The organism is Microbulbifer sp., from assembly GCF_051659245.1.
GTDB lineage: Bacteria > Pseudomonadota > Gammaproteobacteria > Pseudomonadales > Cellvibrionaceae > Microbulbifer.
This window is the reverse complement of the sequence record NZ_JBOFOC010000183.1, coordinates 1-24,885: the sequence shown is the minus strand read 5'-3', so window position 1 is coordinate 24,885 and position 24,885 is coordinate 1. Positions and strand designations below refer to the sequence as shown.

General features: G+C 57.5%; 19 protein-coding genes and 1 pseudogene. 19 read left to right on the top strand and 1 reads right to left on the bottom strand.

Annotation, left to right across the window (positions count from 1 at the left end):
• The first annotated feature begins 108 nt into the window (after positions 1–108).
• Genes coxB through ACRC0P_RS17390 form a run of 4 tightly spaced genes read left to right on the top strand, consistent with a single transcriptional unit; the run spans position 109 to position 4,348 of the window.
• The gene (coxB, locus tag ACRC0P_RS17405) at positions 109–1,251 is read left to right on the top strand and encodes a cytochrome c oxidase subunit II (protein WP_438632569.1); all 1,143 of its coding nucleotides are present in this window, start codon (positions 109–111) and stop codon (positions 1,249–1,251) included.
• A gap of 20 nt (positions 1,252–1,271) precedes the next feature.
• Complete coding sequence (gene ctaD, locus ACRC0P_RS17400) at positions 1,272–2,822, top strand: cytochrome c oxidase subunit I (RefSeq protein ID WP_438632568.1); 1,551 nt, start codon at positions 1,272–1,274, stop codon at positions 2,820–2,822.
• Between the two features lie 14 nt (positions 2,823–2,836).
• Positions 2,837–3,451, top strand: coding sequence for a cytochrome c oxidase assembly protein (locus ACRC0P_RS17395; protein ID WP_438632567.1), 615 nt, complete (start codon positions 2,837–2,839; stop codon positions 3,449–3,451).
• 6 nt (positions 3,452–3,457) lie between these two features.
• Positions 3,458–4,348, top strand: coding sequence for a cytochrome c oxidase subunit 3 (locus ACRC0P_RS17390; protein ID WP_438632566.1), 891 nt, complete (start codon positions 3,458–3,460; stop codon positions 4,346–4,348).
• A gap of 106 nt (positions 4,349–4,454) precedes the next feature.
• On the opposite strand, the gene ACRC0P_RS17385 is transcribed toward ACRC0P_RS17390, so the two are convergent.
• On the bottom strand, positions 4,455–4,679 hold the full coding sequence (locus tag ACRC0P_RS17385) for a DUF2909 domain-containing protein (protein ID WP_438632565.1): 225 nt from the start codon (positions 4,677–4,679) through the stop codon (positions 4,455–4,457).
• 33 nt (positions 4,680–4,712) lie between these two features.
• On the opposite strand from ACRC0P_RS17385, the gene ACRC0P_RS17380 reads away from it, so the two are divergent.
• The 15 genes and pseudogenes from ACRC0P_RS17380 to ACRC0P_RS17310 form a co-directional block, all read left to right on the top strand.
• Complete coding sequence (locus tag ACRC0P_RS17380; protein ID WP_438632564.1) at positions 4,713–5,459, top strand: SURF1 family protein; 747 nt, start codon at positions 4,713–4,715, stop codon at positions 5,457–5,459.
• 12 nt (positions 5,460–5,471) lie between these two features.
• Positions 5,472–6,095 (top strand): hypothetical protein, encoded by a 624-nt coding sequence (locus tag ACRC0P_RS17375; RefSeq protein WP_438632563.1) that lies wholly within the window; start codon positions 5,472–5,474, stop codon positions 6,093–6,095.
• Between the two features lie 76 nt (positions 6,096–6,171).
• Positions 6,172–7,278, top strand: coding sequence for a COX15/CtaA family protein (locus ACRC0P_RS17370; protein WP_438632562.1), 1,107 nt, complete (start codon positions 6,172–6,174; stop codon positions 7,276–7,278).
• A gap of 236 nt (positions 7,279–7,514) precedes the next feature.
• Positions 7,515–8,408, top strand: a complete 894-nt coding sequence (gene cyoE, locus ACRC0P_RS17365) for a heme o synthase (RefSeq protein WP_438632561.1) — start codon at positions 7,515–7,517, stop codon at positions 8,406–8,408.
• Between the two features lie 4 nt (positions 8,409–8,412).
• Positions 8,413–9,078 (top strand): SCO family protein, encoded by a 666-nt coding sequence (locus ACRC0P_RS17360; RefSeq protein ID WP_438632560.1) that lies wholly within the window; start codon positions 8,413–8,415, stop codon positions 9,076–9,078.
• Positions 9,079–9,103: 25 nt separating this feature from the next.
• Positions 9,104–9,898, top strand: a complete 795-nt coding sequence (locus ACRC0P_RS17355) for a lysostaphin resistance A-like protein (RefSeq protein WP_438632559.1) — start codon at positions 9,104–9,106, stop codon at positions 9,896–9,898.
• Between the two features lie 27 nt (positions 9,899–9,925).
• Positions 9,926–10,288 (top strand): VOC family protein, encoded by a 363-nt coding sequence (locus ACRC0P_RS17350; RefSeq protein WP_438632558.1) that lies wholly within the window; start codon positions 9,926–9,928, stop codon positions 10,286–10,288.
• A 276-nt stretch (positions 10,289–10,564) separates the two neighbouring features.
• Positions 10,565–10,999 carry an AAA family ATPase gene (locus tag ACRC0P_RS17345; protein ID WP_438632557.1) on the top strand — a complete coding sequence of 145 codons (435 nt, stop codon included), beginning with the start codon at positions 10,565–10,567 and terminating at the stop codon, positions 10,997–10,999.
• Between the two features lie 417 nt (positions 11,000–11,416).
• The gene (locus ACRC0P_RS17340; protein WP_438632556.1) at positions 11,417–13,396 is read left to right on the top strand and encodes a DUF6055 domain-containing protein; all 1,980 of its coding nucleotides are present in this window, start codon (positions 11,417–11,419) and stop codon (positions 13,394–13,396) included.
• Between the two features lie 149 nt (positions 13,397–13,545).
• Positions 13,546–13,971: a VOC family protein gene (locus ACRC0P_RS17335; RefSeq protein ID WP_438632555.1), complete on the top strand. Its 426-nt coding sequence runs from the start codon at positions 13,546–13,548 to the stop codon at positions 13,969–13,971.
• 15 nt (positions 13,972–13,986) lie between these two features.
• Entirely contained in the window at positions 13,987–14,424 is a 438-nt protein-coding gene (locus ACRC0P_RS17330; protein WP_438632554.1) for a nucleoside deaminase, read from the top strand.
• Between the two features lie 52 nt (positions 14,425–14,476).
• Positions 14,477–14,673, top strand: a pseudogene (locus ACRC0P_RS17325) (hypothetical protein); the annotation flags it as partial.
• A 303-nt stretch (positions 14,674–14,976) separates the two neighbouring features.
• The gene (locus ACRC0P_RS17320; protein WP_438632553.1) at positions 14,977–22,869 is read left to right on the top strand and encodes an RHS repeat-associated core domain-containing protein; all 7,893 of its coding nucleotides are present in this window, start codon (positions 14,977–14,979) and stop codon (positions 22,867–22,869) included.
• Positions 22,869–23,336 carry a hypothetical protein gene (locus ACRC0P_RS17315; protein WP_438632552.1) on the top strand — a complete coding sequence of 156 codons (468 nt, stop codon included), beginning with the start codon at positions 22,869–22,871 and terminating at the stop codon, positions 23,334–23,336. The genes ACRC0P_RS17320 and ACRC0P_RS17315 overlap by 1 nt, the downstream gene beginning before the upstream one ends.
• 476 nt (positions 23,337–23,812) lie before the next feature.
• Positions 23,813–24,885, top strand: a 1,073-nt coding sequence (locus ACRC0P_RS17310) for a transposase (RefSeq protein ID WP_438632551.1), incomplete at its 3' end; no start/stop codon positions are given.

The window sequence follows — 24,885 nt, the reverse complement described above, 5'->3', positions numbered from 1 at the left end:
GGCATGCCGGCGGCGGGGGGACTCCAGTTATCCGTAACGTCCGACGGCTGAAGATAAGAATAACGAGTTTCCTCGCGGAGACTCGCAACACACGGAGATCTGTAGGCGATGTTGAGAGGCTTCAATCGGCTGTTCGCCTTGCTGGCCACCTCGGTTCCGGCCCATTTCGCGCTGGCGGAAGAGGGGGCGGAGCGCTGGGGGGTCAATATGACCCAGGGAGTAACTGAGGTATCCCGTACCACCTACGACCTGCACATGCTGATCTTCTGGATCTGCGTGCTGATAGGCATTGCGGTGTTCGGGGTGATGTTCTACAGCATGTGGCGCCACCGCAAAAGCAAGGGCTTTCAGGCGTCGCAGTTTCACGAGAGCACCGCGGTCGAACTGGTGTGGACCATCATTCCCACCCTGATCTTGGTCGCTATGGCCGTCCCTGCCACCAAGACCCTCTACGATATCTACGACACCGGGGAAGCCGACCTGGATATCATGGTCACCGGCTACCAGTGGAAGTGGAAATACGACTACCTGGGCTCCGATGTCTCTTTCTTCTCCAACCTCTCCACCCCCCGCGCACAGATCGACAACCAGCTGCCGAAAGGCCCGGACTACCTGCTGGAAGTGGACGAGCCGCTGGTGGTGCCGGTGGGTAAGAAAATCCGGTTTTTGCTCACCGCCAACGACGTAATCCACGCCTGGTGGGTACCGGAGCTGGCGGTGAAAAGAGACGCCATCCCCGGCTTTATCAACGAGGCCTGGACCCGCATCGAAGAGCCCGGCATCTACCGTGGCCAGTGCGCTGAACTCTGCGGCAAGGACCATGGCTTTATGCCCATCGTGGTCAGGGCGGTACCGGAGGCGGAATACACCGCTTGGTTGGGCGAACGCGCCGAGGCCGCGGCCAAGGCCAGGGAACTCACCGAGAAGACTTTCACCTTCGACGAACTCTACGCCCAGGGTGAGAAGGCCTACAACCGCACCTGTGCCGCCTGTCACCAGCCCAACGGCCAGGGGGTGCCCGGCGCCTTCCCGGCCATCGCCGGTTCCAAGTTCGCCACCGGGCCGCTGGACGGCCACCTGGATATTGTGATCAACGGTTCGAAGAAAAACCCGGCGATGCAGGCGTTCGGCGAACAGCTCTCCGAGGTGGACCTGGCGGCGGTGATCACCTACCAGCGCAACGCCTTCGGCAACAATATGGGCGATACGGTTCAGCCCATCGACATTCTCAATTTTAAGAATAAGCAGTAAGCGCGGAGAGGAAATTCAGTATGGCACACGGTCCTCAACCTGGATTCAAGCGGTGGCTCTACACGACCAACCACAAGGACATCGGCAGCATGTACCTGTGGTTCAGCTTCGCGATGTTCCTGCTCGGCGGCTGCATGGCGCTGGTGATCCGCGCCGAGCTGTTCGAGCCCGGCCTGCAAATCGTGCAGCCGGAATTCTTCAACCAGATGACCACCATGCACGGCCTGATCATGGTGTTCGGCGCGGTGATGCCGGCCTTCGTCGGCCTCGCCAACTGGATGATTCCGATGATGGTCGGCGCTCCGGACATGGCGCTGCCGCGCATGAACAACTGGAGCTTCTGGATTCTGCCCTTCGCCTTCGCGATGCTCGTCTCCACGCTGTTCATGGAGGGCGGCGCGCCCAACTTCGGCTGGACTTTCTACGCTCCGCTGTCCACCGAGTATGCGCCGCCGAGCGTGACCTTCTTCATCTTCTCCATTCATATCATGGGTGCCAGTTCGATTATGGGCGCGATCAATATCATCGCCACCATCCTCAACATGCGCGCGCCGGGCATGACCCTGATGAAGATGCCGCTGTTCGTGTGGACATGGCTGATCACCGCCTACCTGCTGATCGCGGTGATGCCGGTACTGGCCGGCGTGGTGACCATGATGCTGATGGATATCCACTTCGGTACCAGCTTCTTCAGTGCCGCCGGCGGTGGCGACCCGGTGCTGTTCCAGCATGTGTTCTGGTTCTTCGGCCACCCGGAGGTGTACATCATGATCCTGCCGGCGTTCGGTATCGTGTCGGCGATCATTCCCACCTTCGCGCGCAAGCCGCTGTTCGGCTACAGCTCCATGGTGTACGCCACCGCATCCATCGCATTCCTGAGCTTTATTGTGTGGGCGCACCATATGTTCACCGTGGGCATGCCGATTGCCGGCGAGCTGTTCTTCATGTACGCCACCATGCTGATCGCCGTGCCCACCGGGGTGAAGGTGTTCAACTGGGTCAGCACCATGTTCCGCGGCTCCATGAGCTTCGAGACACCGATGCTGTTTTCGATAGCCTTTGTGATTCTGTTTACCATCGGCGGATTCTCCGGGCTGATGCTGGCGATCGCACCGGCGGACTTCCAGTACCACGACACCTATTTCGTGGTGGCCCATTTCCACTATGTGCTGGTGCCCGGCGCCATCTTCTCGATCACCGCCGGGGTTTACTACTGGCTGCCCAAGTGGACCGGCAACATGTACAACGAGACCATGGGCAAGGTGCACTTCTGGCTGGCATTCGCCGGCCTCAACCTGACCTTCTTCCCCATGCATTTCGTCGGCCTCGCCGGCATGCCGCGGCGGATTCCCGATTACGCGCTGCAGTTTGCCGACTTCAACCAGATCGCCAGCGTGGGCGCCTTCCTGTTCGGCGCCGCGCAGCTCGTGTTCCTGTTCAATGTGGTTCGCACGGTGCAGGGCGGCAGTAAAGCCACCGACAAGGTCTGGGAGAACCCGGAGGGGCTGGAGTGGACGGTGCCTTCGCCCGCTCCCTACCACACCTTCAGCACACCGCCGGCCGTGCGTTGACGGGGCTGTGATCGATGCGGTGGAGTGAAAACGCAAAAGTAACTGTCCAGATGCTGGCGCTCGCCGCCGGCATGCTGGTGTTCGCCGTTTTCATAATGCCGCCGCTGTACGACGCCTTTTGCGAGGTTACCGGCCTCAACGGCAAGACCGGCGGCCGCTACGAGGCGGTACCCGCGGCGGTGGACAACAGCAGGCTGGTCACCGTGCAGTTCGTTGCCAGCAACAACGAAAGCATGCCCTGGAGCTTCAAGCCCAGTGTGGTTTCAATGAAGGTACACCCGGGAGAGGCGATGGACACCGTCTTCCTGGCCGCGAATCCCACCGGCCGGGACATGATCGGCCAGGCGATACCGAGCCTGGTGCCCTTCAAGGCCGCGGCGTATTTTCACAAAACGGAGTGCTTCTGCTTCAACCAGCAGCTACTCAAGGCGGGGGAGAACGCGGAATTGCCGCTGCGCTTTATCGTCGATCCGGACCTGCCGCCGAGCGTCAATACCATCACCCTTTCCTATACGCTGTTCGATGTCACGGAAAGAGTTAAACCTGAATCTTCGGCTTCATTCGCCCTGAAACCACAGATTCAGGTTCCAGGCAATAACAACAAATCCGACCCCCAGCGAGAGGGATAAAAAACTATGGCCAGTGAAAGCAGCTACTATGTGCCCGAGCAGTCCCGGCTGCCCATATTCGCCACCATCGGTATGTTTATGACCGCCTTCGGTGCCGCCAGTTGGATCAACGGCGGCAGCGCCTATATTTTCTTCGCCGGCGCCCTGGCCATGGCGACGGTGCTCTGGTTCTGGTTTTCCGCGGTCATCAAGGAAAATATGGCCGGCCTGAACAGTGAGCAGCTGAAGCGCTCCTATGTTTGGGGCATGGGCTGGTTTATTTTTTCCGAGGTGATGTTCTTCGCCGCCTTCTTCGGAGCCCTTTACTATATCCGCACTTTCGCGCTGCCCTGGCTGGGCGGCGAGGGCGATCGCGGAAGCTCCAATATGCTGTGGCAGGGTTTCGAAAACACCTGGCCGCTGATGGTGACTCCGGACGCCGCCGCCCACGGCGACGCGGCCCGGTTTGTCGGTCCGAAAGGTATCATCGATCCCTGGCACCTGCCGCTGATCAACACGGTAATCCTGCTCGCCTCCAGCGTCACCGTGCATATTGCCCATGTGTTCCTGAAGAAGAACAAGCGCACCGGTTTTAACCTGTGGCTCACCGCCACCGTTGCCCTGGGTGCACTCTTCCTGTTCTTCCAGGCAGAGGAATATTACGAGGCTTACAAGCACCTGGGCCTGACCCTGGAGTCCGGTATCTACGGCACCACCTTCTTCATGCTGACCGGCTTTCACGGCGCCCATGTGACCATGGGTACCATCATGTTGCTGATTATGTTGCTGCGCTCGGTGATCGCCCAGCACTTCAAGCCGGACGATCATTTCGGTTTCGAAGCGGCCAGCTGGTACTGGCACTTTGTGGACGTGGTCTGGGTGGGCCTGTTTATTTTCGTCTACGTACTCGGTGCCTGACGATCGTTGTAGGAGCGGCGGGGCGGCCATCCGCCATGCCCGCGATCGGCGGTGAATTTGGCAAAGGGCAATCGCGGGCATGGCCCGCTCCTACAGAGAGAATGACTTAATATTTATCCGCCCAGGGCGCAGTATTGGAAAGGATTCCGCTGTCAAAGCCATACCAGATGGCCAGCAGCAACAGCGCCGCCATGGTAATGCGGATACCCAGGGCGTAGAGGGTGCGCTTCGACTGCGGTGCGCCCATGTCGCGGAGCAGGAAAAACAGCGCGCTGGACAGGCTGGCCAGCACCGCGAGAAACAAAAACACAATAACGATTTTCAGCCACATATTATTATTCGCCACTTGTTGTAGAAGATCGGCATGACGGTACACCCCCCCGCAGCGCAAGCGAAGACGGCCAGTGTAGCACTGATTCACAACTGGCCTCTCACCCTGCTGAGCGGCCTGCTGCTACCGGTGTTGCTGGGATTGGGCCTGTGGCAGCTGCAGCGCGCGGAGGAAAAGGCGCAGCTGAATGCGGCCATCGACGCGCGCCTGTCCGCGCAGCCGCGGGAGCCCGCCGGGCTGGACGCACTACAGGCCTATATGCCGGTGCGCCTGTCGGGTTACTACCGCGATGAGATCCGCTACCTGGACAACCGCACCCGCAACGGCCGCGTCGGCTATGAAATCCTGCAGCTGTTCGTCTCCGGGAAAGAGCGCTGGCTGGTCAACCGCGGCTGGGTGCCCGCGGGTGCGGACCGCGGGCAGTTGCCGGAAGTTGCCTGGCCGCGGGTGGCCAAAGTGATCACCGGCTTTCTGTATCCGCTCGATGATACCGGCGAAGTGCCCGCCGGGCCGCGGGTCCAGAGCGCGAATCGCGCCCTGGGCAGGGAACTGGCGCTGGCACGGCCCGCCTGGTCCGTCCGCCTGAGCGCCGATTCCGATACCGCGCTGGTGACCGGCTGGCAACTGGTCAACAGCCCGCCCCAGCGCCACACCGCCTACGCGGTACAGTGGTTCGCCATGGCGGCCGCGCTGCTGTTATTGTGGCTCTTCGCCGCCACGAACCTGCCGCGGAAGCTGCGCAAAAAATATAGAGCCTGCCCACAGGCGGACAGCGATTAGAGGTAAACCACTGTGAACAACAACGACAACCCAGCCACAGAAGAAAAGCCTACCGGTGCCGGCCGCTTCCAGGCCGTTTCCGTGATCGCCTCGGTGGCGTTGCCGATGCTCGCCGCCTATATCGTTTTCCGCACCGGCGTCGGCATGCCCGAGGGCACGGTCAACCAGGGAGAACTGCTCCAGCCCCCCCGCAGTATCGAGCATCTGCCGCTGTTGGAGCCCGGTGGTGCGCCCCTCGATCTCCTCTCGGAAAGCCCCAAGTGGCGCTACCTGATCCTTCCCGGTGGCGACTGTGCGGCGGAGTGTGAGAAGCTGCTCTACACCACCCGGCAGGTCCATATCCGCCTGGGAGAAAAGGCGGACAGGGTGGAGCGGCTGCTGGTCAGCGCCATCCCTCTGAGCGAGGAACGTCGCGCCGAGTTGCGGGAACAGCATCCACGTCTGCGTTTCGCTGTGCAGGAATCGGCGGCACTGGATGGGTTATTGCGCGATACTAATCGCCCCCGCCTGGAACGGGCCAGCACCCTGCTGGTAGACCAGCAGGGTTTCGCCATGATGGTGTACGACAATCACCACAACGGTAATCAGCTGTTGAAGGATATCAAGCGGCTGTTGAAGTACTCCTACGACAAATAGGCAGGTCTATTTGCGGGCTGCCCCCTAAGGGAGACGCACAAGGAGGCGCGTCACAAGAAGTAACCGGGAGAGAAGCATGCACAATTTCGCGACGGACCCCACCCAAGCCGCAAGGCCCGACTGGCGCCTGCGTCTGGCCCTCGCCGGCACGGCCCTGGCGGTGGTGGTAGTGGTGCTGGGGGCCTTCACCCGCCTGGCGGATGCCGGTCTCGGTTGCCCGGACTGGCCCGGCTGCTACGGACATCTGACCTGGCCCGCTGAACATCACGAAATCGAAGCCGCCAACGCCGCTTTCCCCCACGCCCCGGTAGAAACAGGAAAAACCTGGCCGGAAATGGTACATCGCTATTTCGCCGGCATGCTGCTGCTGCTTGTGGGCGGGCTCACGGTCATGGCCTGGCGCCGCCGCGGCCAGCGTGCTTTTATACAGATCCATATCCTGCTGGCGCTGATACTGCTGCAGGCCGCTTTCGGCATGTGGACGGTCACCCTGAAACTCTGGCCGCAGGTGGTTACCGCGCACCTCCTCGGCGGCATGGCCACACTCTCCATGCTGTGGCTGATCGTGGAACGGTTGCGCAACTCTCCCCCAAATGAGGGCCGTACCATTCCCGTGCACGAATTCCGCATGCTGCAGAAAATCCGCCCCCTGGCATTTGTCGCCGTGGTTGCGGTTGTGCTGCAAATCGCCCTCGGCGGATGGACCAGCTCCAATTATGCCGCGCTGGCCTGCGCAGACTTCCCCACCTGCCACGGCCAGTGGTGGCCGCAGACCGATTTCCGGAAAGGTTTCGATCTCGCCCAGCAGATAGGCCCCAATTATCTCGGCGGCGCGCTGGAAAGCGATGCGCGCACCGCGATACATATCACGCACAGAATCGGAGCGCTGGTTGTAAGCCTGTTGGTACTCACCCTGTCGGCCCTCGCCTGGCGCGCCGGTTCGCGCCGCTGGGCCGTCGGTCTGGCCGGCGTCCTGGTCCTGCAGGTCTGCCTGGGTATCGCCAACGTGGTGATGTTCCTGCCGCTGCCGATCGCCGTTGCCCACAACGCCGGCGCGGCCCTGTTGCTGCTCGGGTTGCTGACATTCTGCTATCGGATTCAGACGGCACAGGCTGCGGGTGCAAGAGAGAGTTCTTTCGAAAAGGCGGGTGAGCACGAAACTGCTTTGGCGGGAGGCCTATGAAAATGGAGTGTCTGGGAGTTGCCTACGCGGTTGCCCAGCGGAGGGGCTCACCATCGTCGGAGGCTTCGCCGAGCGGGCCACCCAACCTGGAAGATAACTGCTCACCCCTGTAGGAGCGGGCCATGCCCGCGAACAGAACCCGATCACGGGCATGTCGGATGGCCGCCCCGCCGCTCCTACAGGGTGGCTTGCTCAAGCCAATGCAGGTAGCTGGAAGATAATAACGAGGTGAAACCATGAGTCTACAAACCGCCGCAATGAGTCGCGCCAGCTGGCGCGACTACTACGAACTCACCAAGCCGCGGGTGGTGATGCTGATGATCCTCACGTCGGTGATCGGCATGCTGCTGGCGGTGCCGGGTATGGTGCCGCTGGATATCCTGATACTCGGCAACCTGGGTATAGCCCTCTGCGCCGGAAGCGCGGCGACGGTCAATCACCTGGTGGACCGGCATATCGATCTCAAGATGGCGCGCACCAGCAACCGTCCGGTGGCGCGGGGGCGGGTCGAACCGCAAAAGGCGCTGGTCTTCGCACTGCTGCTCGGTTGCGCCGGCATGTATATCCTGCTCGCGTTCGTGAACGCGCTCACCGCCTGGCTGACCCTGGTTTCCCTGCTCGGCTATGCGGTTGTCTACACCATGTTTTTGAAGCGCGCCACGCCGCAGAATATCGTGATCGGCGGCATCGCCGGCGCCGCGCCGCCACTGCTGGGCTGGACAGCGGTTACGGGTGATCTGCACGGCCACGGCCTGCTGCTGGTACTGATCATTTTTGCCTGGACGCCGCCGCATTTCTGGGCACTGGCGGTGCACAGGCGTGAGGAATACGCCAAGGCGGATATCCCCATGCTGCCGGTGACCCACGGCGTCGCTTACACCAAGCTGCATATCCTGCTCTATACCTTCGTTTTGTTAGCCGTCAGCCTGCTGCCCTTCGCCACGGCGATGCTCGGCTGGCTCTATCTCCTCGGCGCCGTGGTGCTGGGGCTGGGTTTTGTCTACTGGGCGGTGGAAATGTTGAGGGACAAAAATCCTAACGCGGGTATGGAGACCTTCAAGTACTCCATCATCTACCTGATGGCGCTCTTCTGCATCATGTTGCTGGACCACTATTTGATTGCGGTGTAATCCCATGGCCAATGAACCTACAGCGGAGCAAAAGCGCGGTATCCTTCTAACCGTCGCGGTATTGGTGCTGTTTATGCTCGCCGTACTCGCCGGTTTCCTGCACAAATTGAACCAGCCGCGGGTGATCACTGATTCCGAGCTGCGCGCCAATGGCGCGGTGAAACTGGAGCGCCCGCGAATACTTGACGAGTTCGAGCTGTTGGCGGACAGCGGCGGAGTATTCCGCACTGCCGAGGATCTGGGCGGCCGCTGGACACTGGTGTTCTTCGGCTTCACCCATTGCCCGGACATCTGCCCCACCACCCTGGCCACCCTCGACAGCTTCTACCAGTCCCTGGACGAGGAGACCCGCGCGGACACCGATATCCTGCTGGTTTCCGTGGACCCCAAGCGCGATACCCCCGAAAAGCTGCACGACTATGTGCGCTACTTCAACGAGGACTTTCGCGGAGTCACCGGTGAATTCCTCGACCTCAAGCGCTTTGCCAACCAGCTCAACGTGCCCTTCAACAAAGTGCCGCTCGAGGATGGCCAGTACACCATCGACCACGGCTCCCAGGTGGTACTGATCAATCCCCGCGGCCACTACCACGCCTTTTTCAGTGCGCCACTGGACCCGGCAAAAATGAAGCTGACTTACCGGTCCATGCGCGCCACCTTCAACGGCTGAATTCGCAACCGACAGGCAGGACGTGATGTCCCTCGAGCAAAGGACTGAATATCACCAAGGGGCGTTCGGCCTGAAGCGCCTCGGCTATAATTATCTGCTGCCGGCCGCGCTGTTGTTGCTCTGCGCCATTCCCTTCGGCCCTATCGGTGCCGCCGCGCCATTTATTTGGCTTTCCCTCTGTGCAATCGAAGCCCACAGCGGCTGGAAGCGTGCGCTCGGTTACCTGATTGCCGCGCTGCTGATGTTGGTCGCCGCCCTGGGCATCCTGCCTGGCGGAGCGCGTATTGAACTGCCGCCAAGCTACAGCGACGCTGCGGGCAACACCATCTACACCAGCTTCAACCCGGGCAAGGCGGTTATCGCGATAGCGGTGGTTGCATTTATGGTGCGGCAGCGCTGCTGGCTAAAGCGGAGCGACTTTCCCTATATCGCCACCGCCAGTGTTCTTCCGTTTCTCTGTGGATGGGCAGTGATTGGCCTGTCGCCAAAGTTCGATATTGCCGTCGCCGTTGCCGCCCTGATCAATCTGCTGGTGGTGTGCATTAGCGAGGAGGGCTTCTTCCGCTGGGTGCTGCAGCGGGGCACGGAGGAGCTGTTTGGGCGCTGGCGCTGGATAGTGGTGTTGTTGGTAACAGCAATATTTACCTTTCTACACACCGGTTGGGCGGCCTCGCCAGTGGCGTTGAGCCTGGTGGCTTTCGCCGGATTCTGCTACGCAATGCTCTGGTATCTGCGCCGCAACTTTTGGGCCTGTGTGCTGGCCCATTGGGGCGTGAATACCCTGCACCTGTTTTTGTTGCCTTATCCATTGCCCGTATAAGACGCGTACCAGGATAGGAAGTAACTTATGAACAAACACGAAAAGCTCAATTATGTGGAGTTTCCGTCAGAGGATTTGCCCGAAACAAAAGCCTTCTTTGAAAAGGCCTTTAGCTGGACTTTTGTAGACTACGGTCCCGAATATACGGCGTTCTCCAATCAGGGACTCGATGGTGGTTTCTTCAAGGCGGATATGAATTCGTCGACGGAGAATGGAGCAGCGTTGCTGGTTTTCTACAGCAGCGATTTGGAAAGCACGCTGGAGAAAGTAACCAAAGCCGGCGGCGAGATAGTAAAGCCCATATTTTCCTTTCCGGGCGGCAGGCGCTTTCATTTCACCGAGCCGTGCGGCAATGAATTTGCGGTATGGTCAGATAAGGAGCTGGACTGAATGCCGCTAAGTTAAGGGGGCCGGGCATTTTTGTAGGGTGGATAAGCGAAGCGCATCCACCAGAAGCCGGCTGCTGGAGTGGTGGATGCGCTTCGCTCATCCACCCTACATCGGGCCAATTACGCTTAACTGAGTGCCATTGGGGGCTGGACTGACCGGAAATATCTGTAGGAGCGGCCGCTCCTACAAGGTTATCTGCAAGTGATTTCGCCATGCTATGGTAACTTGCGGAAAACGAGTGCTGGCAAAGGAGAGCTTCCACTTATGAAAGGCATAATGTTGATCGGCCTGCAGGCCAGTGGCAAATCCTCCTTCTATCTCGAAAAGTTCTACCGAACTCATATCCGTCTGAACCTGGACATGCTGAGGACTCGGCACAGGGAGAAAATCCTGTTCAGTGCTTGTCTGGAAGCGAAGCAACCAGTAGTGATTGACAATACGAACCCGACCCGAGAGTGCCGGCGGAGATATATCCGCGACTTCAAGAAGTACCGCTTCGAGGTCGTGGGTTATTACTTTGCTGTCGGCCTGGAGGAATGCCTGCAAAGAAATGCCCTACGGGAAGGGAGGGAGCGTATACCGGAGGTGGGACTCAGAGCGACCTATGGCAGGCTTCAGCCGCCCGCGTATGCAGAGGGCTTCGATCAGTTATACCGCGTAACTATTGAAAACGATATTTTCAAAGTGGAAGACTGGCGGGAAAGGGTTTGACGTAACTGCTCACCCCTGTCCCCTGTAGGAGCGGGCCATGCCCGCGAACTGAGCCCGATCGCGGGCACGTCGGATGGCCGCCCCCGCTCCTACAGGGTGGCTCGCTTAAGCCAATGCAGGCTCCCTTGAGTGAGTAGTTACGGTTTGACAAAACCTGCTCGCCCACCATATTCACAATCCCAGTTTCATTGGCCGATATCCCCTATTGTTTGCGCCCGGCTTCCCGCTGAACAAATCGGCGACATTAGGCGCTAAATTCCTCATTTTTCTGCGAAAACTCATTATCCCCGCTTCAGTGTGATGAAGTCGGTCTTACCGATATTGTCAAAGTGGTATACCACTCCTTCCCCACTATCAAACCAAAGGAAAAAGAAAATGCCTCTGCTTGACAAGTGCACAACGGATTTACTCGCCCGAGTGACGGGCAAGTTTTCGGTGCTGCTGTTGACAGCCCTGCTCGCCGCCTGTGGCGGAGGCGGAGGAAGCAGCGATGACGATGGCAGCAGCTCTTCCAGCAGCAGTTCGAGCAGCTCTTCTTCCTCAAGCGGTTCCTCTTCTTCAAGTAGCTCTTCCTCCTCAAGTGGTTCGTCCTCGAGCAGCTCCTCGGGGGGCTCGACCCAGGCGTGCGATGCCGGCACCAGCAAAACCGACTGGGCCACTTCCTGCCCGGTTGAGTTCAGCTGCCTCAGCGGTGAGTGGCAGGCGCCCAAGGACGGCAGCGAGACCGGCGCGCCACTGCGACTGGAGAGCGAGCATTTCGCATTCTACTGGCCCGACGGCACAAACATTACGATAGAGGACGCACAGAAGGCCGCCGATACCCTGGAAATGGTCTGGGACAACTATTTCGGCGAGATCATCGGTTTCCCCCAGCCCTACTGCGACAGTGCGACCAAGTGGAAGGGGGCGATTCATTTCGACAATGACTTCCCCTTTTTGGGCGGTGGCTGGGGCCGCAATGGCATCTCTTACATGGGTATGTGGGTCGGGCCGTCTGCCGCCAATGATGCCTGGGTGCTCGCCCACGAATTCATGCACGGCGTGCAGTCGCTGACGCCGGCCTTCCCCGAATGCGGCGGCCAGGGCTGCGGGATCTACGAGAGCCACGCCAACTGGATGCCACACCAGATTTTCCGAGACGACGCGCACTGCTCGGAAATGCTGGTAAACAGCAGCCATCTGCACTACGGCAACACCCGCAACCGCTACTGCAACTGGCAGATCTTTGAATATATCAAGGACAAGCACTGCCCCAGTGCCATCCACGAGATGTGGACCAGCGAAGCGCCGGTGGGTCAGCGCGATCCCTGGCAGAAACTCATGTACACCCAGGGTTGGGGCATCGAGCAGCTCAACGACCTGTTTGGCGAGTGGGCCATGCACAACGTGACCTGGGATTACCAGAATCCCGACGGTTCCGACCAGGGCGCCGTTTACCGCAACGCCTACGGTCCGATCACCGACACCGATTCCAATTACAGCCAGCGCAGGCTGCGTCTAACGCAACTGGAAACACTGGACGACAACTGGCAGCAGAACCGTCGCTTCAGCTCCCCCTATTACTGGGCGCCGCAGCGCTGGGGTTACAACGTGATCCAACTGAAGCCGGAAGACAACGCGGCGAGCGTGGACATCCGCTTCCGTGGCGTAACCCAGAGCGGCGCCGACTCCGGCTGGCGCTGGGGACTGGTGGCGACGGACTCCAATCTGGCCAATCCGCGCTACAGCCGTTTGCAGAGTGGCACCGACAGCGAGCTGTCCTTCTGCATCACCCCCGGCGAACAAGTCTTCCTGGTAGTGTTGGCCGCGCCCACGGCCTACCAGAAAATCACCTGGGAGCAGCCCATGGACGGCACCCCCTATCCCAGTATCTACCGCTATCCCTATATGGTGGAAGTGCAGGGCGCCTGGCCGGACGGTTTTACCAACGGCACCCGCGACGCCTGTCCCTCCGGTACCCAGCGCCACAGCAACGGCGGTGGCTGTGTCGTTTCCGGCATCCCCGACTCGGTATACGTCGGCCCCTACGCCCAGGTACTGGGCGGGAATGTGAGCGGCGATGCGCGCATCGAGGACCAGGCGGCGATTATCAGCGGCAATGTGAGCGGCGGCACAGTCGGCGCCCTGACCACCCTGGGTGTTCGAGCCAATCCCCACCACGGGCCGGCGAGTTTCAACGTGAGCGACAACGCCACATTGCTGTCCACCTTCTATCCTATGGGCTGGTTTACCAATAACGCATCCGTGAGCGGCTCCGCGGTTTATATCGGCGACCTTGAAGTCACTGCCGGCAGCAAAACGCAAAACACCTTTTATGGTTTGGTGGATGACGACACCACCGGTGTGAGCAGTGCCACGGAAGTCACCGTTGCTCCGCCATATCAGTGGCGCGATTAACCCCGCAAACATCGATAATTGCCTGTAGGAGCGGCCCATGGCCGCGATCGGACTCCGGTACTCGTAGGAAGTCAGATCGCGGCCATGGGCGGATGGCCGCCCCGCCGCTCCTACAGGGGGGGAGTAGTTACAAAACAGGAGGAATCTCCATGCAACCGCGTATTACCGTTCTGACCATTGGCGTGGACAACCTGGAGCGGTCCCTCGCTTTCTATCGCGACGGCCTGGGCCTGCCCACGGAAGGCATCGTCGGCGAGGAATTCGAGCACGGCCGGGTGGCTTTTTTCGAGCTGCAGGCCGGCGTGAAGCTGGCGCTCTTTCCCCGTGCCGATATCGCGCGCGACGCGGCCATTCCCCAGGCCGGACCCAGTGCCACGGAATTCACCATCGGCCATAATGTCGGCAGCAAAGAAGAGGTGGATATCGCGATGGAACAGGCCAGGGCGGCCGGGGCCGGAATCGTCAAGAAGGCGCAGGCGACCTTCTGGGGCGGTTATGCCGGATACTTTCAGGACCCCGACGGCCACCTGTGGGAAGTGGTTTGGAATCCGGCCTGGGAAAGTGAAACAATGTAGAAACGGCTTCCTATTATGGACAAATTTATGCAGTCGGCCCTCGACGAGGCCAGGAAGGGGCTGTCGGCGGGCGGCATTCCAATCGGCTCGGTACTCGTCTGCGATGGAAACATCATCGGCAGGGGCCACAACCAGCGTGTGCAAAAGGGAAGCGCCGTACTGCACGCGGAAATGGATTGCCTCGAGAACGCCGGCCGCCTGACGGCGGCCGAGTACCGCAAGTGTACGCTTTACTCCACCCTGTCCCCCTGCGATATGTGCAGTGGCGCCATTCTTCTCTACGGAATACCCAAGGTGGTTATCGGCGAAAATAAGACTTTCAAGGGCCCCGAAGAGTATCTTCGATCGAGAGGCGTTGACCTGACCCTCGCGGACAGTGTCGAGTGTAAAGAGCTTATGAAAGCGTTTATCGAAGCCAGACCGGAACTCTGGAATGAGGATATAGGCGTCTGACCGTGAGGTGTGACGCCCTGCTCAGATCCGCCGCGGAAACCAGTTCTCCGAAATCCTCGGCTACACCGAAGAACCCCTCGCCTCCTGCGACTTCAACCACGACTCCCGTTCCGGCATTGTCGATGCGAGCCAGACGCGGGTGGCCGGTGGGCCGGTGGTCACTTGGTTAAAGTTTTGATCTGGTTTGATAACGAGTGGGGGTTTGCTAATCGGATGGTGGATGTGAGTGAAAAACTCATTGCCCGATAATTTTTTTCTGCCCGTCTCTTGTTCATATTGATGATATTTTCAACGACTGTTGACAGCTGATACAGGTAAGACAGTGGTGTGATGAATCTGTTATCGATCTGTAGTGGTCGTGTTATCAAAAAGCTCTTCCAATTCTGTGGAGAGTCGTTAACCTTCCGTACTCAGGTTTATCGTGCCCACAGTAGAAAAGCTGTTCGGGAGTTCAACAAAACCTGCCGATGGCTCGAATGAGAATATTGCGTGAATTCGGATAACAGTGAATAGATAAAAAGAATTGGAGTTTGAGTGTACAGGGACTGTGGAATGTATTGGTTAAGCGTAATTATCGGGGCTTGTTTTCTGTTTATCTCTGCATCTTTGCAGGCGAGTGTTTCTGGCCCAAACAAAAGCAATACCGGCACCTATACGATTTCCTATTCATGGAATAAGTCATCTAATCCGAATTTTCTCTACGTGTCTCCTGATGCGAAGCTTGAAGAAAGGAAAAATGGTGCGCTAAACCGCACTTTCTCGGTGTCAGGCTACTCCGGCAGCAGGTCGATTTCGGTAAGTAGTACAGGTGTTTACACTTATGAATTAAAAATAACCAAGGCCGAGTGTGCCAATATTATCGATGGGTTTCCTCCCCAGTGTGGGGGCTGGGGGCCAACGCAAACCTACAGTGATGGTACCCATACAGTCAATGTGGCTATCAAGCCCAAGGTTCCTGCCAGCATCGGGTTTGATGCCAGCACCGTGGAAGCGGGCAGTATCGACAGAAATGGCAAGTTCAAACTGAAATGGAGCGCAGCAAGCACGCCTCCCCTTGTTTCTGGATACCAGTGGTGCCAGGAAACCAACGGAGCCTGGGATTATTCGAACCCGGTTAACTGTCCTACCGTCAGTAGCGGTACCTATTCAAGAAATATTGGTGGCAGCAATGGCTTGGCTGAGGGAAGCTATCGATACCGTGTGCGTGCCTATGCGCAGGCGGGCAGTTTCAGAACGTACGGCAATTGGCGCACATCTGCGTTGATCACTGTTGCAAAGCTTCCGAATCCAGTAGGGGAGATTACCACCAATCCCAGCAGTGCCACTCAGGCGGGCACATTTGACCTGGAGTGGCAACCAGTTACTGGCAATTTCCCAACAATAAGCCATTATAAGCTGGAATGGAGTTTCAACGGCAGCACCTTTAGCACCTCCGCGCCCGGTAGCAGCAGCCTGCCTGCCACATCCACGCCGAATCGGGAAATTCCTCTGGGGCAGGGAGTTGAGGGCGACTATCGTTTCCGGGTGAGCGCCTGTAATGTCAACGGTTGCGGAAACCCGTCGCCGGTGAAACAGGTAGCAGTCAACACGCCACCAAGACCACCGAGTAACCTGTCTGCCACCCGCAACGGGCAAACGATCAACCTGGCCTGGACATCTTCTCCTTCCACAAACGCCGTGCGTCACGAGTTCCGGGTCAACGGTGAATCGTGGCAGCAGGCCCCGACCAATGCTGCCGCCAGTCAACAGGTCAGTTCCTATGGCGAGTATGACTTTGAGGTCCGCGCCTGTAACGCCCTTGCTGTGGCCCCAAACTGCTCGTCGATCATCAGTGTTACCCATGACTATGAAGACCCTATAGCCAATGCACCCGCCTGGGCCAAGGTGGCCGGCTCCGGTTTCGAAATCGTAGACAGTGGGATCAGCAACCCGACGGTGCCGGTGCATGAGTATGTCGGCGCTGTCGCCGGCAGTGGCGGTGTTTCCGGTGGGGCGGCGAGCTATCAGATTCCAGTTACCGCACCGCCCGGCAGAAACGGGCTTAAGCCCGAGGTTGCCCTCAGCTATTCCAGCCGCGGTGGCAATGGCGTCTTGGGCATGGGATGGAGCCTGAATGTGGGATCTGCTATCACCCGCTGTCCGCAGACGTTGGCACAGGACGGTAACAAGATACCGGTACTCTACAACGGCGATACAGACCGGCTCTGCCTGGACGGCCAGCGCTTGCAGCTGGTCAGCGGCGTCTATGGTGATTCGGGTGCTGTCTATCGCACGGAACTGGACGATTTTACCCGTATCACCCAGAGCGGCCATATTAACAGTAGTTCATCTTCATTTACGGCGGAGTTGCGCAATGGCCGCAAGCGCTATTACGGTCTTAGCACTGACAGCCGCCATAGGCCTTTGGGGCGTGCACAAACACTCAGTTGGGCGGTCTCGCGGGAGGAGGATCGAACTTCCACTCAAAACTCCATCAATTATCAATATACCCATTTTGGCAATGGCGAATACCAACTGAGCAACATTTACTATTCGGGGACTGGCGCAACCAACGGAAACCGTCGCATCGAGTTTGTCTACCAGGCCGGCAGGCGCCCGGACCCGTCATCGAGTTATTTGGCCGGTGGGCTTACCCGGCAAACCAAGCGGTTGGGTACAATAAAAATCCATCTCGCTGGCGAAACCCTGCGTGAGTATCGCCTGAGCTACCTGCTTAGCAGCCTATCGAGCCGCTCCTTACTGCAGAGCATAACGGAGTGTGGGCTGAGTAATTCAACTTTCGAGTGTTACCCGGCGACAGAGTTGGAATGGGCGGAGACCACAAGCCAGCCGGCGGTTGAGAAGATTGGCCATCGCAACGCATCACCCAACTACACGGAATCCTCCCAAGGCATTACCCCCATCCTGCAGGACAAAATGTGGATCACCGGCGTAGAACCGCGCGGCGATTTCAATGGCGACGGCGTCAGGGACTGGCCCGGTTACTTTATATCGGCAGAGGGGGAGCTAAAGGGTACCTTCCCCGCGCAGTCGGAGAGCTGCTACGCCAACCAGTATGCGTTCGGCCACCAGTGTGTCGAGATCGATATGAACCAGGATGGTATTACAGACGGCTGGAGAAAACGCAATGGGAGACTGCAAATAGCGCTGTCCGCCAATGGCGGAAACAACCTCAACTGGCAGGATACACCTATAGCGCTTGTGGACTACGACCGTATCGTTAATGCTGATGATTACAACGGCGATGGTTGGCCTGATATATTTGTGCTCAAGGATTCCGGCTCCCAGGGCGAAGATTACCTCTACCTGCATTTACACACCGGCAACCCCAGTGCGCCCTATAACAATACGAGAACCCTGGTCGCCACCTATGGCTGGGATCAGAATGCAAGGCTACTCACCAAAAGTATCCAATTTATGGGAGACATGGATGGGAACGGCTTACCTGACCTCATGATCTCTGACACGGTGATCAACCTTGAGCAAGTGGGAGACGTGTCATCTCCTCACCCCAGGCCCACACATATCCTCTACGCTGTACAAAATGGCAGCGGGGTCACTTTTGATCAGGTGTCCACAGGTACTGACTTGCCGAATATTCGCAATCAAAGCGACTATTATTTCTACTACTTTGTCGATATCAATGGCGATGGACTGCCGGACTGGTTGAACTGGCGTGGGGCGTACGGCGGCTTGTATTATCGCCTGAACAAGGGCGGTAGACAGTATGGCGACTGGGTGAGTCTCGGCCTGTCGGATGAGTTGGCCACAAGGAATTACAAATACCCCGTAGATGGTTTTGAACTCAGGGGAATCAATTCCCTCCGCTACTCCTCGGCGTTCAAACAGATGGATGTCGATGGTGACGGCAGGACGGAACTGATATTTCCCGGTGATATCCTTGTTGAGAGCTGCCTGAAGCTGTACCACAATGGCTTCTTAACAGATTTTTGCGGGAGCCAGCTCTATGGTTTTTACGATACCACACCGGGCAGCCAGCTGATTCCCGAGAATATCCCCGCGGAGGAGTGGGATCATAGTATTTACCGGTTCAATGCCTTGAAATTCTCGGAACAGCCCGATGGCACTTTTAAGGCTCAGATCGTTAATACCGATTTTATTGGCCATGCGCATCAGTCCAGAGTAGTGGATACCTATGGCAATGGGCTCCCGGACCTGGTTTTCATGCACGGTTGTCCCGACATCTTATCGGAATGGACAGAGTGCTGGTTGCAAAACGAAACCGGAGAAATGGCCGGCAAGCCTAAAGGTTTCTATATGAATCGCAATCGCGGTTCCGCAGCTGGCAACGAACGCTACGAACCCACCGACATGCTGACCGCCGTGGAGAACGGCCTGGGCCTCCGCGACGAATGGCACTATCGCCCCCTGTCCTCCCGCGACGACCGCTACCACTCCGCCGCCAAGCCCTTCTACGACCGCGGCGGCTACCTGGACAGCCTGCCGGCGTCCGTGCGGGACGATCACTTCGAGTTCACCTCCAGCATGTACGTGGTGGCCGAGCACCGCCAGTCTAACGGTGTCGGTGGCCTGAACCGCAAGCAGTACCGCTACAAGGGCGCTGTCTTCAATAATAAAGGCCGTGGCTTCCAGGGTTTCCACAGCATTATCGAGGAGGATCTCGCGGCCGATATCGAAACGCAAAGCGATTTCCACCAGATATTCCCCCTGGCCGGCAAGCTGCACAAACAGCGCAAATGGAAACTTGGCGACCGCACCGCGGACAGCTCCGGCATTCAGCCTTTCGAGGAGAGCAGCTTTGAATGGCAATTCTGGCCCAAAGGCAGCCACGGTTCTCCGGTCGTGGTGGACACCTTGACGGACAAATGGTCCGTCGCCGCCAACGATCCCTATTTCGTCGGCCCCAAGGAAGAGCGAACCGTCCACCGCACCCTGACCCGTTCCGGCAGCACGCGCACCGAGCTGTACACCCGGACCCAGACCCGCAGCTTCGACCAGTGGGGCAATGTCCTGCTGGCGGAGAACCGCTACGAAGAGGCGGGCAGCACCCATATCGTCTCCAGCACCACGGACACCCGGTATGTGGCCGCGGACCAGGCCAACTGGTGGCTCAACAAGCCGCTGAAGCAGACCATCACCAAACACGCCATCCAGAACCGGTCCGGCGTCAGCATCGCCGCCAGCACCGACGCGGAGCAATCGGTGGTGGTGGACTACCTGCTCTGGGACGACAACGCCCGCAAACCCAGGCGGATCAAGACCACGCCCTCCAGCGGCAAATGGACCCAGGTGGACACCGTCTACAACAGCCACGGCCTGCCCAGCAAAGTCACCACCACCGCCGAGGGCGAGACGGCCTCCCGCACTGTGGAAACCACCGCCTTCAGCAGCGACGGCTACTTCCCCAAGACCGTGAAGAACGCCCTGGGTCACACGGCGACCACCATCACCAACCCCCGATTCGGCAAACCGGACTCGGTCACCGACGCCAACGGCCTGACCACCGATTACGAGTACGACGCCTTCGGCCGTGTGATCACCGAGACCGCCCCCAGTGCTCTCGGCTTCAAGATGGCTCCCGATACGCATATGGCCCTGCAGTGGTGCAACCCCTGCAACAGCGCCCCGAACGCCGTCTACAAAACCATCCGCCAGCAAGCCGGCACGCCGGACAAAATCACCTACCACGACAGCCTCGGTCGGGTAACCCAGGTCGAAGTCCAGACCTTCGACGGGACCGACTGGATAGTGACCAAAACCGAGTACAACACACTCGGTCAGGTCACCTTCGAATCCGTGCCCCACTACGCCAGCAGTCCCAACAGCTACGGCACCCGCTACCCGGACTACGACACCCTCGGCCGAGCCCTGCACAAAACCGTCGACCAGACCAACGGCCAGCAACTGGCTATCCGCTACACCCACGAACAGGGCAGCGGCTTCACCACCGACATCCAGGTCAACGGCCGCAGCATGAGCCGTACCTACAACGGCCTGCAGCAACTGATCCAGACCGTCGACGCCCTCAATGGCACCACCGAGTACGCCTACGACGGCGCCGGCAATCCCATCGTGCTGCAGGACGCCGCCACCAACCGCATCACCGCCAAATACAACGCCCTGGGCCAGAAAGAGTGGGTGGACGACCCCAACATGGGCGCAAAGTCCTTCACCTACACCGGCTTCGGTGAAGTGGAAACCGAAACCGACGGCAACCTGGACATCACCAGCTACATCTACGACCGCCTGGGCCGTATAAAGACCCGCAGCGTCAACGGCGTGGCCGAAGCCAGCTGGACTTACGACACCGCCGCCAACGGCAAAGGCCTGCCGCACACCGAGCAGAAAAGCGACGGCGGCTTCACCCGCAGCTACCACTACGACGCCCTCAGCCGCCCGGACCAGGTCACCACCCATATCGATGGTGAGGACTTCCTCACCGTCCACCACTACGACACCAACTACGGCCGCCTCAAGGGAATGACCTACCCCAGCGGCCTCACACTGCGGTACAGCTACAACAACACCGGCTACCGGTTCCGCACCAGCAACGCCGCCAGCGGCTACACCTACCGGGAAATCACCCAGATGGACCCCTGGGGCGAATGGGCATTTGCCAACGTCGCCGCCGGCCACTACACCCTGGGCCGGGACTTCCACGCCGAAACCGGCCAGATGGCCGGTACCGCCTTCGACAGCCAGGTGCAGAGCCACCAGACCCTCGCGTACGGCTATGATGACTTCGGCAACCTCCAGGAAAAGACCGTCCAGCTACCCAGCGCCACCCCCGCACTGAACACCGAGACCTATGTCTACGACGCCCTAAACCGTCTCGACTACAGCACCAGGACCGACGGCCCCGGTATCGACTACGACTACGACGCCGTCGGCAACCTGCTGAAGAAAGACGACTTCGCCACCAGCTACAGCTACACCGGCAGCAGCGGCGGCCCCAACGCGGTCAAGAGCGTTACGCTCACAGGGGGAGGCAGCAGGACCTACGGCTACGACAACAACGGCAACCGCACCCACGAGAACGGCGCCCAGAACATCTGGTACAACGCCTACAACAAGCCCACGCGGATCACCAAAGGCAATGCCGACCTGCGGTTCTTCTATGGTGCCAATCAACAGCGCTACAAGCAGATCAACCAGACTGCAAACAAGACCACCGTCTATATCGACAAGACGTTCGAGAGGATTACAACGGAAGGAGAGACCAAGTACCGGCACTTCATTGAAGACATAGCGGTGGTTACCACCACAGAGACAGCCAGCGACACCACGCACGAGATAGGCTTTACCCATAGGGACCGTCTGGGCTCGACAGTGGCCATCGGTGATCAAAGCGGCAACCTGCTGGAAACCCACAGCTTCGACCCATTTGGGAAGCCGCGGCTGGGCAATATCACCGACAAACTGTCCAGTATGCTCGACAGCCAGTACACTACCCGGGGCTTCACGGATCACGAGCATCTGGATGATGTCGAGTTGATCCATATGAATGGGCGGGCGTATGATTACAACCTTGGTCGGTTCCTCAGCGTAGACCCGATAATCCAGAGTCCGGGAAACTCCCAGTCGCTGAACCCATACAGCTATATTCTGAATAATCCACTGGCAGGGAGAGATCCCAGTGGCTATGCGTGTACCGGTTCACGGATTAGTCGTGGGACTTGTGATCAGACCGGGGCCAAAGTTATCAATTACAGCTCTGGCTCTGGGAACAAGCAGGAGCAAAAGGTCAGTAACGGCATTAACCATGCGAAGTTTGAGCAGGGGGTTGCTCAGGCTGCCGACTTGATGGCGCTTGGGGCGCGGGACAATGTCCAAGAAAGTGCAGGCTCAGGCTCTAGTGCTGAACTGACCGGTAGCAGCTCTGGTTTCAATAACGAAAGTGGTAAAAATAGCTACGGCTTAAACCTTACTCAAGAAGAATATTTGCAAGCTGTAGAAGATGGTATTTGGGAAACCGCTCCTGTTATGGATAAGGGGTTTAAAAATAATTCCGAAGTTAAAAAAGCGGCAGCTAAAGTTAATGCCCGTCAGGCGACTAGTAATGGTGATGTTGTATCTCCCGATGCGTATATTGATTTCCTTCAAGGTGTTTCCGAGGCAACAGCGTCAGCAAATATTAATGTGATAGGTGAAAAGTTCCTGATGATGGCGCAAAACTCAGAAGGGCAAGTTATTGTTACAGATATTGGTATTTTACCGGCTCAAGGAGGAGTGATTCGAACCGCTGGCGCGTCAGCGATTGCTCATGTTCATTATCGAGGTTTAGAGCAAAGGCCTGGCCCGGGTGATCACAGTTCTGTAAAAGCTTATGGTAAGCCTAGTTTTGTGATTGGCGCGAGAGGTAAGAAAATTTGGGAAGTCGGGCGAATATCCCAAAAGTATAAATATAGGCGGGTTGATACTGAAGAACTTGGGCGTTGGAGAACTCTGAGGGGGGCCAGATAGTGAAACAGAGATTTTGTTTTAGGTTTTTAGTTGGATTCTTAATGCTGTTTAGTTCGATATCCTGCCTTTCAGTCGAAAAAATATCTGAGGTGTTACTAATTAAAGGTTCGCCGAAGTCAGCTTCGCTGTTATCAGAGGATTCTGGCAAGCTGGAAGGTGAGTCTCTTCTTGTTGCTAATCAATATAAAGTGAGGCTTGAATCTGTAGCCCTTGTAAAAGGCAAGGGGAATATCACTAAAGAGGTTACAGTTCAGCTTTCGGCAAGTCATATAGAGAGTGTTACGGGTGAAGAAGAAATTTTTGTTGTTCTACAAAAGTTAGATGATGGATCGTTAGAGGTGCTCTATTGGGGGGTACCACAAAACATTATTTGTGTTCCTAATGATCTTATGACTAATGCAAATCTGGAAAGAAGCTTCAATGCATTTAATAGATATGATGGTTTTAAGTGTTCTTCATTTAAGTGAATAGTGTAGTTTCCAGACAAGCTGTCAGGGAGTTCCTGGCGAGGGGAAATATACAGGCTCTTAGGGAGTTTTTAAGTGCGAGAGATGGAAGCGTGGCAAAATCTGGTACTCAAGCAGATATTGCAGCATTACAGGCGCAAGCGACATCTATGGGGCGAGGCTTAAAAATAAAGGATGCAGGCAAGCCTCCCTGCGTCTGGCGATCAGTACTCAAACCCTGATTACATGCTTCCGCATACCATTTTTACGGGAAGGGTTTCCTTTAATACCTTCCGCTCTCTATACCCCAATGTTGCATAAATTTCCGGCATTTAGCACCAATAACGCTATAAATATAGGGGTTTAACGCCGTTTAAGCGCTGTCGGAGAACTTCACCGACGGTGAACTCTTGCGACAGGCAAAATAAGCTGATTTTTTTTCATGAAAATTTACCCAAAGACAAGAAAGCGGCCTGCCATTTCCGGTAAAATTGGAGGTGCAAACCAAAACCAATAACCGAAAACGGAGACCGCTTGCCGTGAAGTGTAGCAAGGCTGACACAATTTATAAATCCCATCGTATTCCAAAATTGCGTTTTGAAAATCAACAACTGACTTCCTACTCTGGCCTGGTCATTTTTCAGCGCCTCTTCGCCCTCCTTGATCTCAGAGAGCGCTTGCGCCTGTGCTTCCGTCATTTAGCTGTTAGCCCTATCTTTGGCTATGGGCGCATCATTTTGCTGTTGATCGTTCATTTCTTGATCGGATTTCGCCGGCTACGCGATACGCGCTTCTACGCCGATGATCCGATCGTTAAACGGGTAATCGGTCTTAAAAGACTCCCGGATGTCGCCACCATCAGCCGTGCCCTGGCCGGTGTGGATGACTCGAGCGTAGCGGCTCTCCAACAGCTACTTCGGCAGATGGTGCTGGATCGATTGACCGCTCTGGAGTTAAACACCGTGACCCTCGACTTCGATGGTTCAGTCATTGGCACTGGCCGCTTTGCCGAAGGCACTGCCATCGGATTTAATCGCAAGAAGAAAGGCCAACGCAGCTATTACCCACTCTTCTGTACCATCGCCCAGACCGGGCAGGTATTCGATGTGTTACATCGTTCCGGCAACGTCCATGATTCCAATGGTGCCCAGGCGTTTATCCAAAGCTGTATCCAGCAAGTGCGCCAGTCACTTCCCGGGGTGCGTATTGAAACCCGTATGGACGGGGCCTTCTTCAGCGATGCCATTGTACAAATGCTCGACGAGATAGATGTCGAGTACACTATCTCCGTCCCCTTTGCGCGTCTGGCTGCACTGAAAGAGAAGGTGGAGCGCCGCCGGAAATGGGATTCCGTCAACCAAGACTGTGACAGCTTTGAGTTGCTGTGGAAACCTGAATCATGGGATCGTCGCCATCGATTTATCGCGATTCGCAAACAGGTTCGCATCCAGTTCAAGGGCCCGGTGCAGCTTGATCTGTTTACTCCCTATGAATATGGTTTCGACTTCAAGGTTATTTTGACCAACAAATCTTTCACTCCCGCCAAGATACTCGCCTTTCACAATGGGCG

Excerpts from the sequence above, each read along its gene's own strand:
- coxB (WP_438632569.1), top strand. The coding sequence starts at position 109 with ATGTTGAGAGGCTTCAATCGGCTGTTCGCCTTGCTGGCCACCTCGGTT.
- ctaD (WP_438632568.1), top strand. The coding sequence starts at position 1,272 with ATGGCACACGGTCCTCAACCTGGATTCAAGCGGTGGCTCTACACGACC.
- ACRC0P_RS17395 (WP_438632567.1), top strand. The coding sequence starts at position 2,837 with ATGCGGTGGAGTGAAAACGCAAAAGTAACTGTCCAGATGCTGGCGCTC.
- ACRC0P_RS17390 (WP_438632566.1), top strand. The coding sequence starts at position 3,458 with ATGGCCAGTGAAAGCAGCTACTATGTGCCCGAGCAGTCCCGGCTGCCC.
- ACRC0P_RS17385 (WP_438632565.1), bottom strand. The coding sequence starts at position 4,679 with ATGTGGCTGAAAATCGTTATTGTGTTTTTGTTTCTCGCGGTGCTGGCC.
- ACRC0P_RS17380 (WP_438632564.1), top strand. The coding sequence starts at position 4,713 with ATGACGGTACACCCCCCCGCAGCGCAAGCGAAGACGGCCAGTGTAGCA.
- ACRC0P_RS17370 (WP_438632562.1), top strand. The coding sequence starts at position 6,172 with ATGCACAATTTCGCGACGGACCCCACCCAAGCCGCAAGGCCCGACTGG.
- cyoE (WP_438632561.1), top strand. The coding sequence starts at position 7,515 with ATGAGTCTACAAACCGCCGCAATGAGTCGCGCCAGCTGGCGCGACTAC.
- ACRC0P_RS17360 (WP_438632560.1), top strand. The coding sequence starts at position 8,413 with ATGGCCAATGAACCTACAGCGGAGCAAAAGCGCGGTATCCTTCTAACC.
- ACRC0P_RS17355 (WP_438632559.1), top strand. The coding sequence starts at position 9,104 with ATGTCCCTCGAGCAAAGGACTGAATATCACCAAGGGGCGTTCGGCCTG.
- ACRC0P_RS17350 (WP_438632558.1), top strand. The coding sequence starts at position 9,926 with ATGAACAAACACGAAAAGCTCAATTATGTGGAGTTTCCGTCAGAGGAT.
- ACRC0P_RS17345 (WP_438632557.1), top strand. The coding sequence starts at position 10,565 with ATGTTGATCGGCCTGCAGGCCAGTGGCAAATCCTCCTTCTATCTCGAA.
- ACRC0P_RS17335 (WP_438632555.1), top strand. The coding sequence starts at position 13,546 with ATGCAACCGCGTATTACCGTTCTGACCATTGGCGTGGACAACCTGGAG.
- ACRC0P_RS17330 (WP_438632554.1), top strand. The coding sequence starts at position 13,987 with ATGGACAAATTTATGCAGTCGGCCCTCGACGAGGCCAGGAAGGGGCTG.
- ACRC0P_RS17320 (WP_438632553.1), top strand. The coding sequence starts at position 14,977 with ATGTATTGGTTAAGCGTAATTATCGGGGCTTGTTTTCTGTTTATCTCT.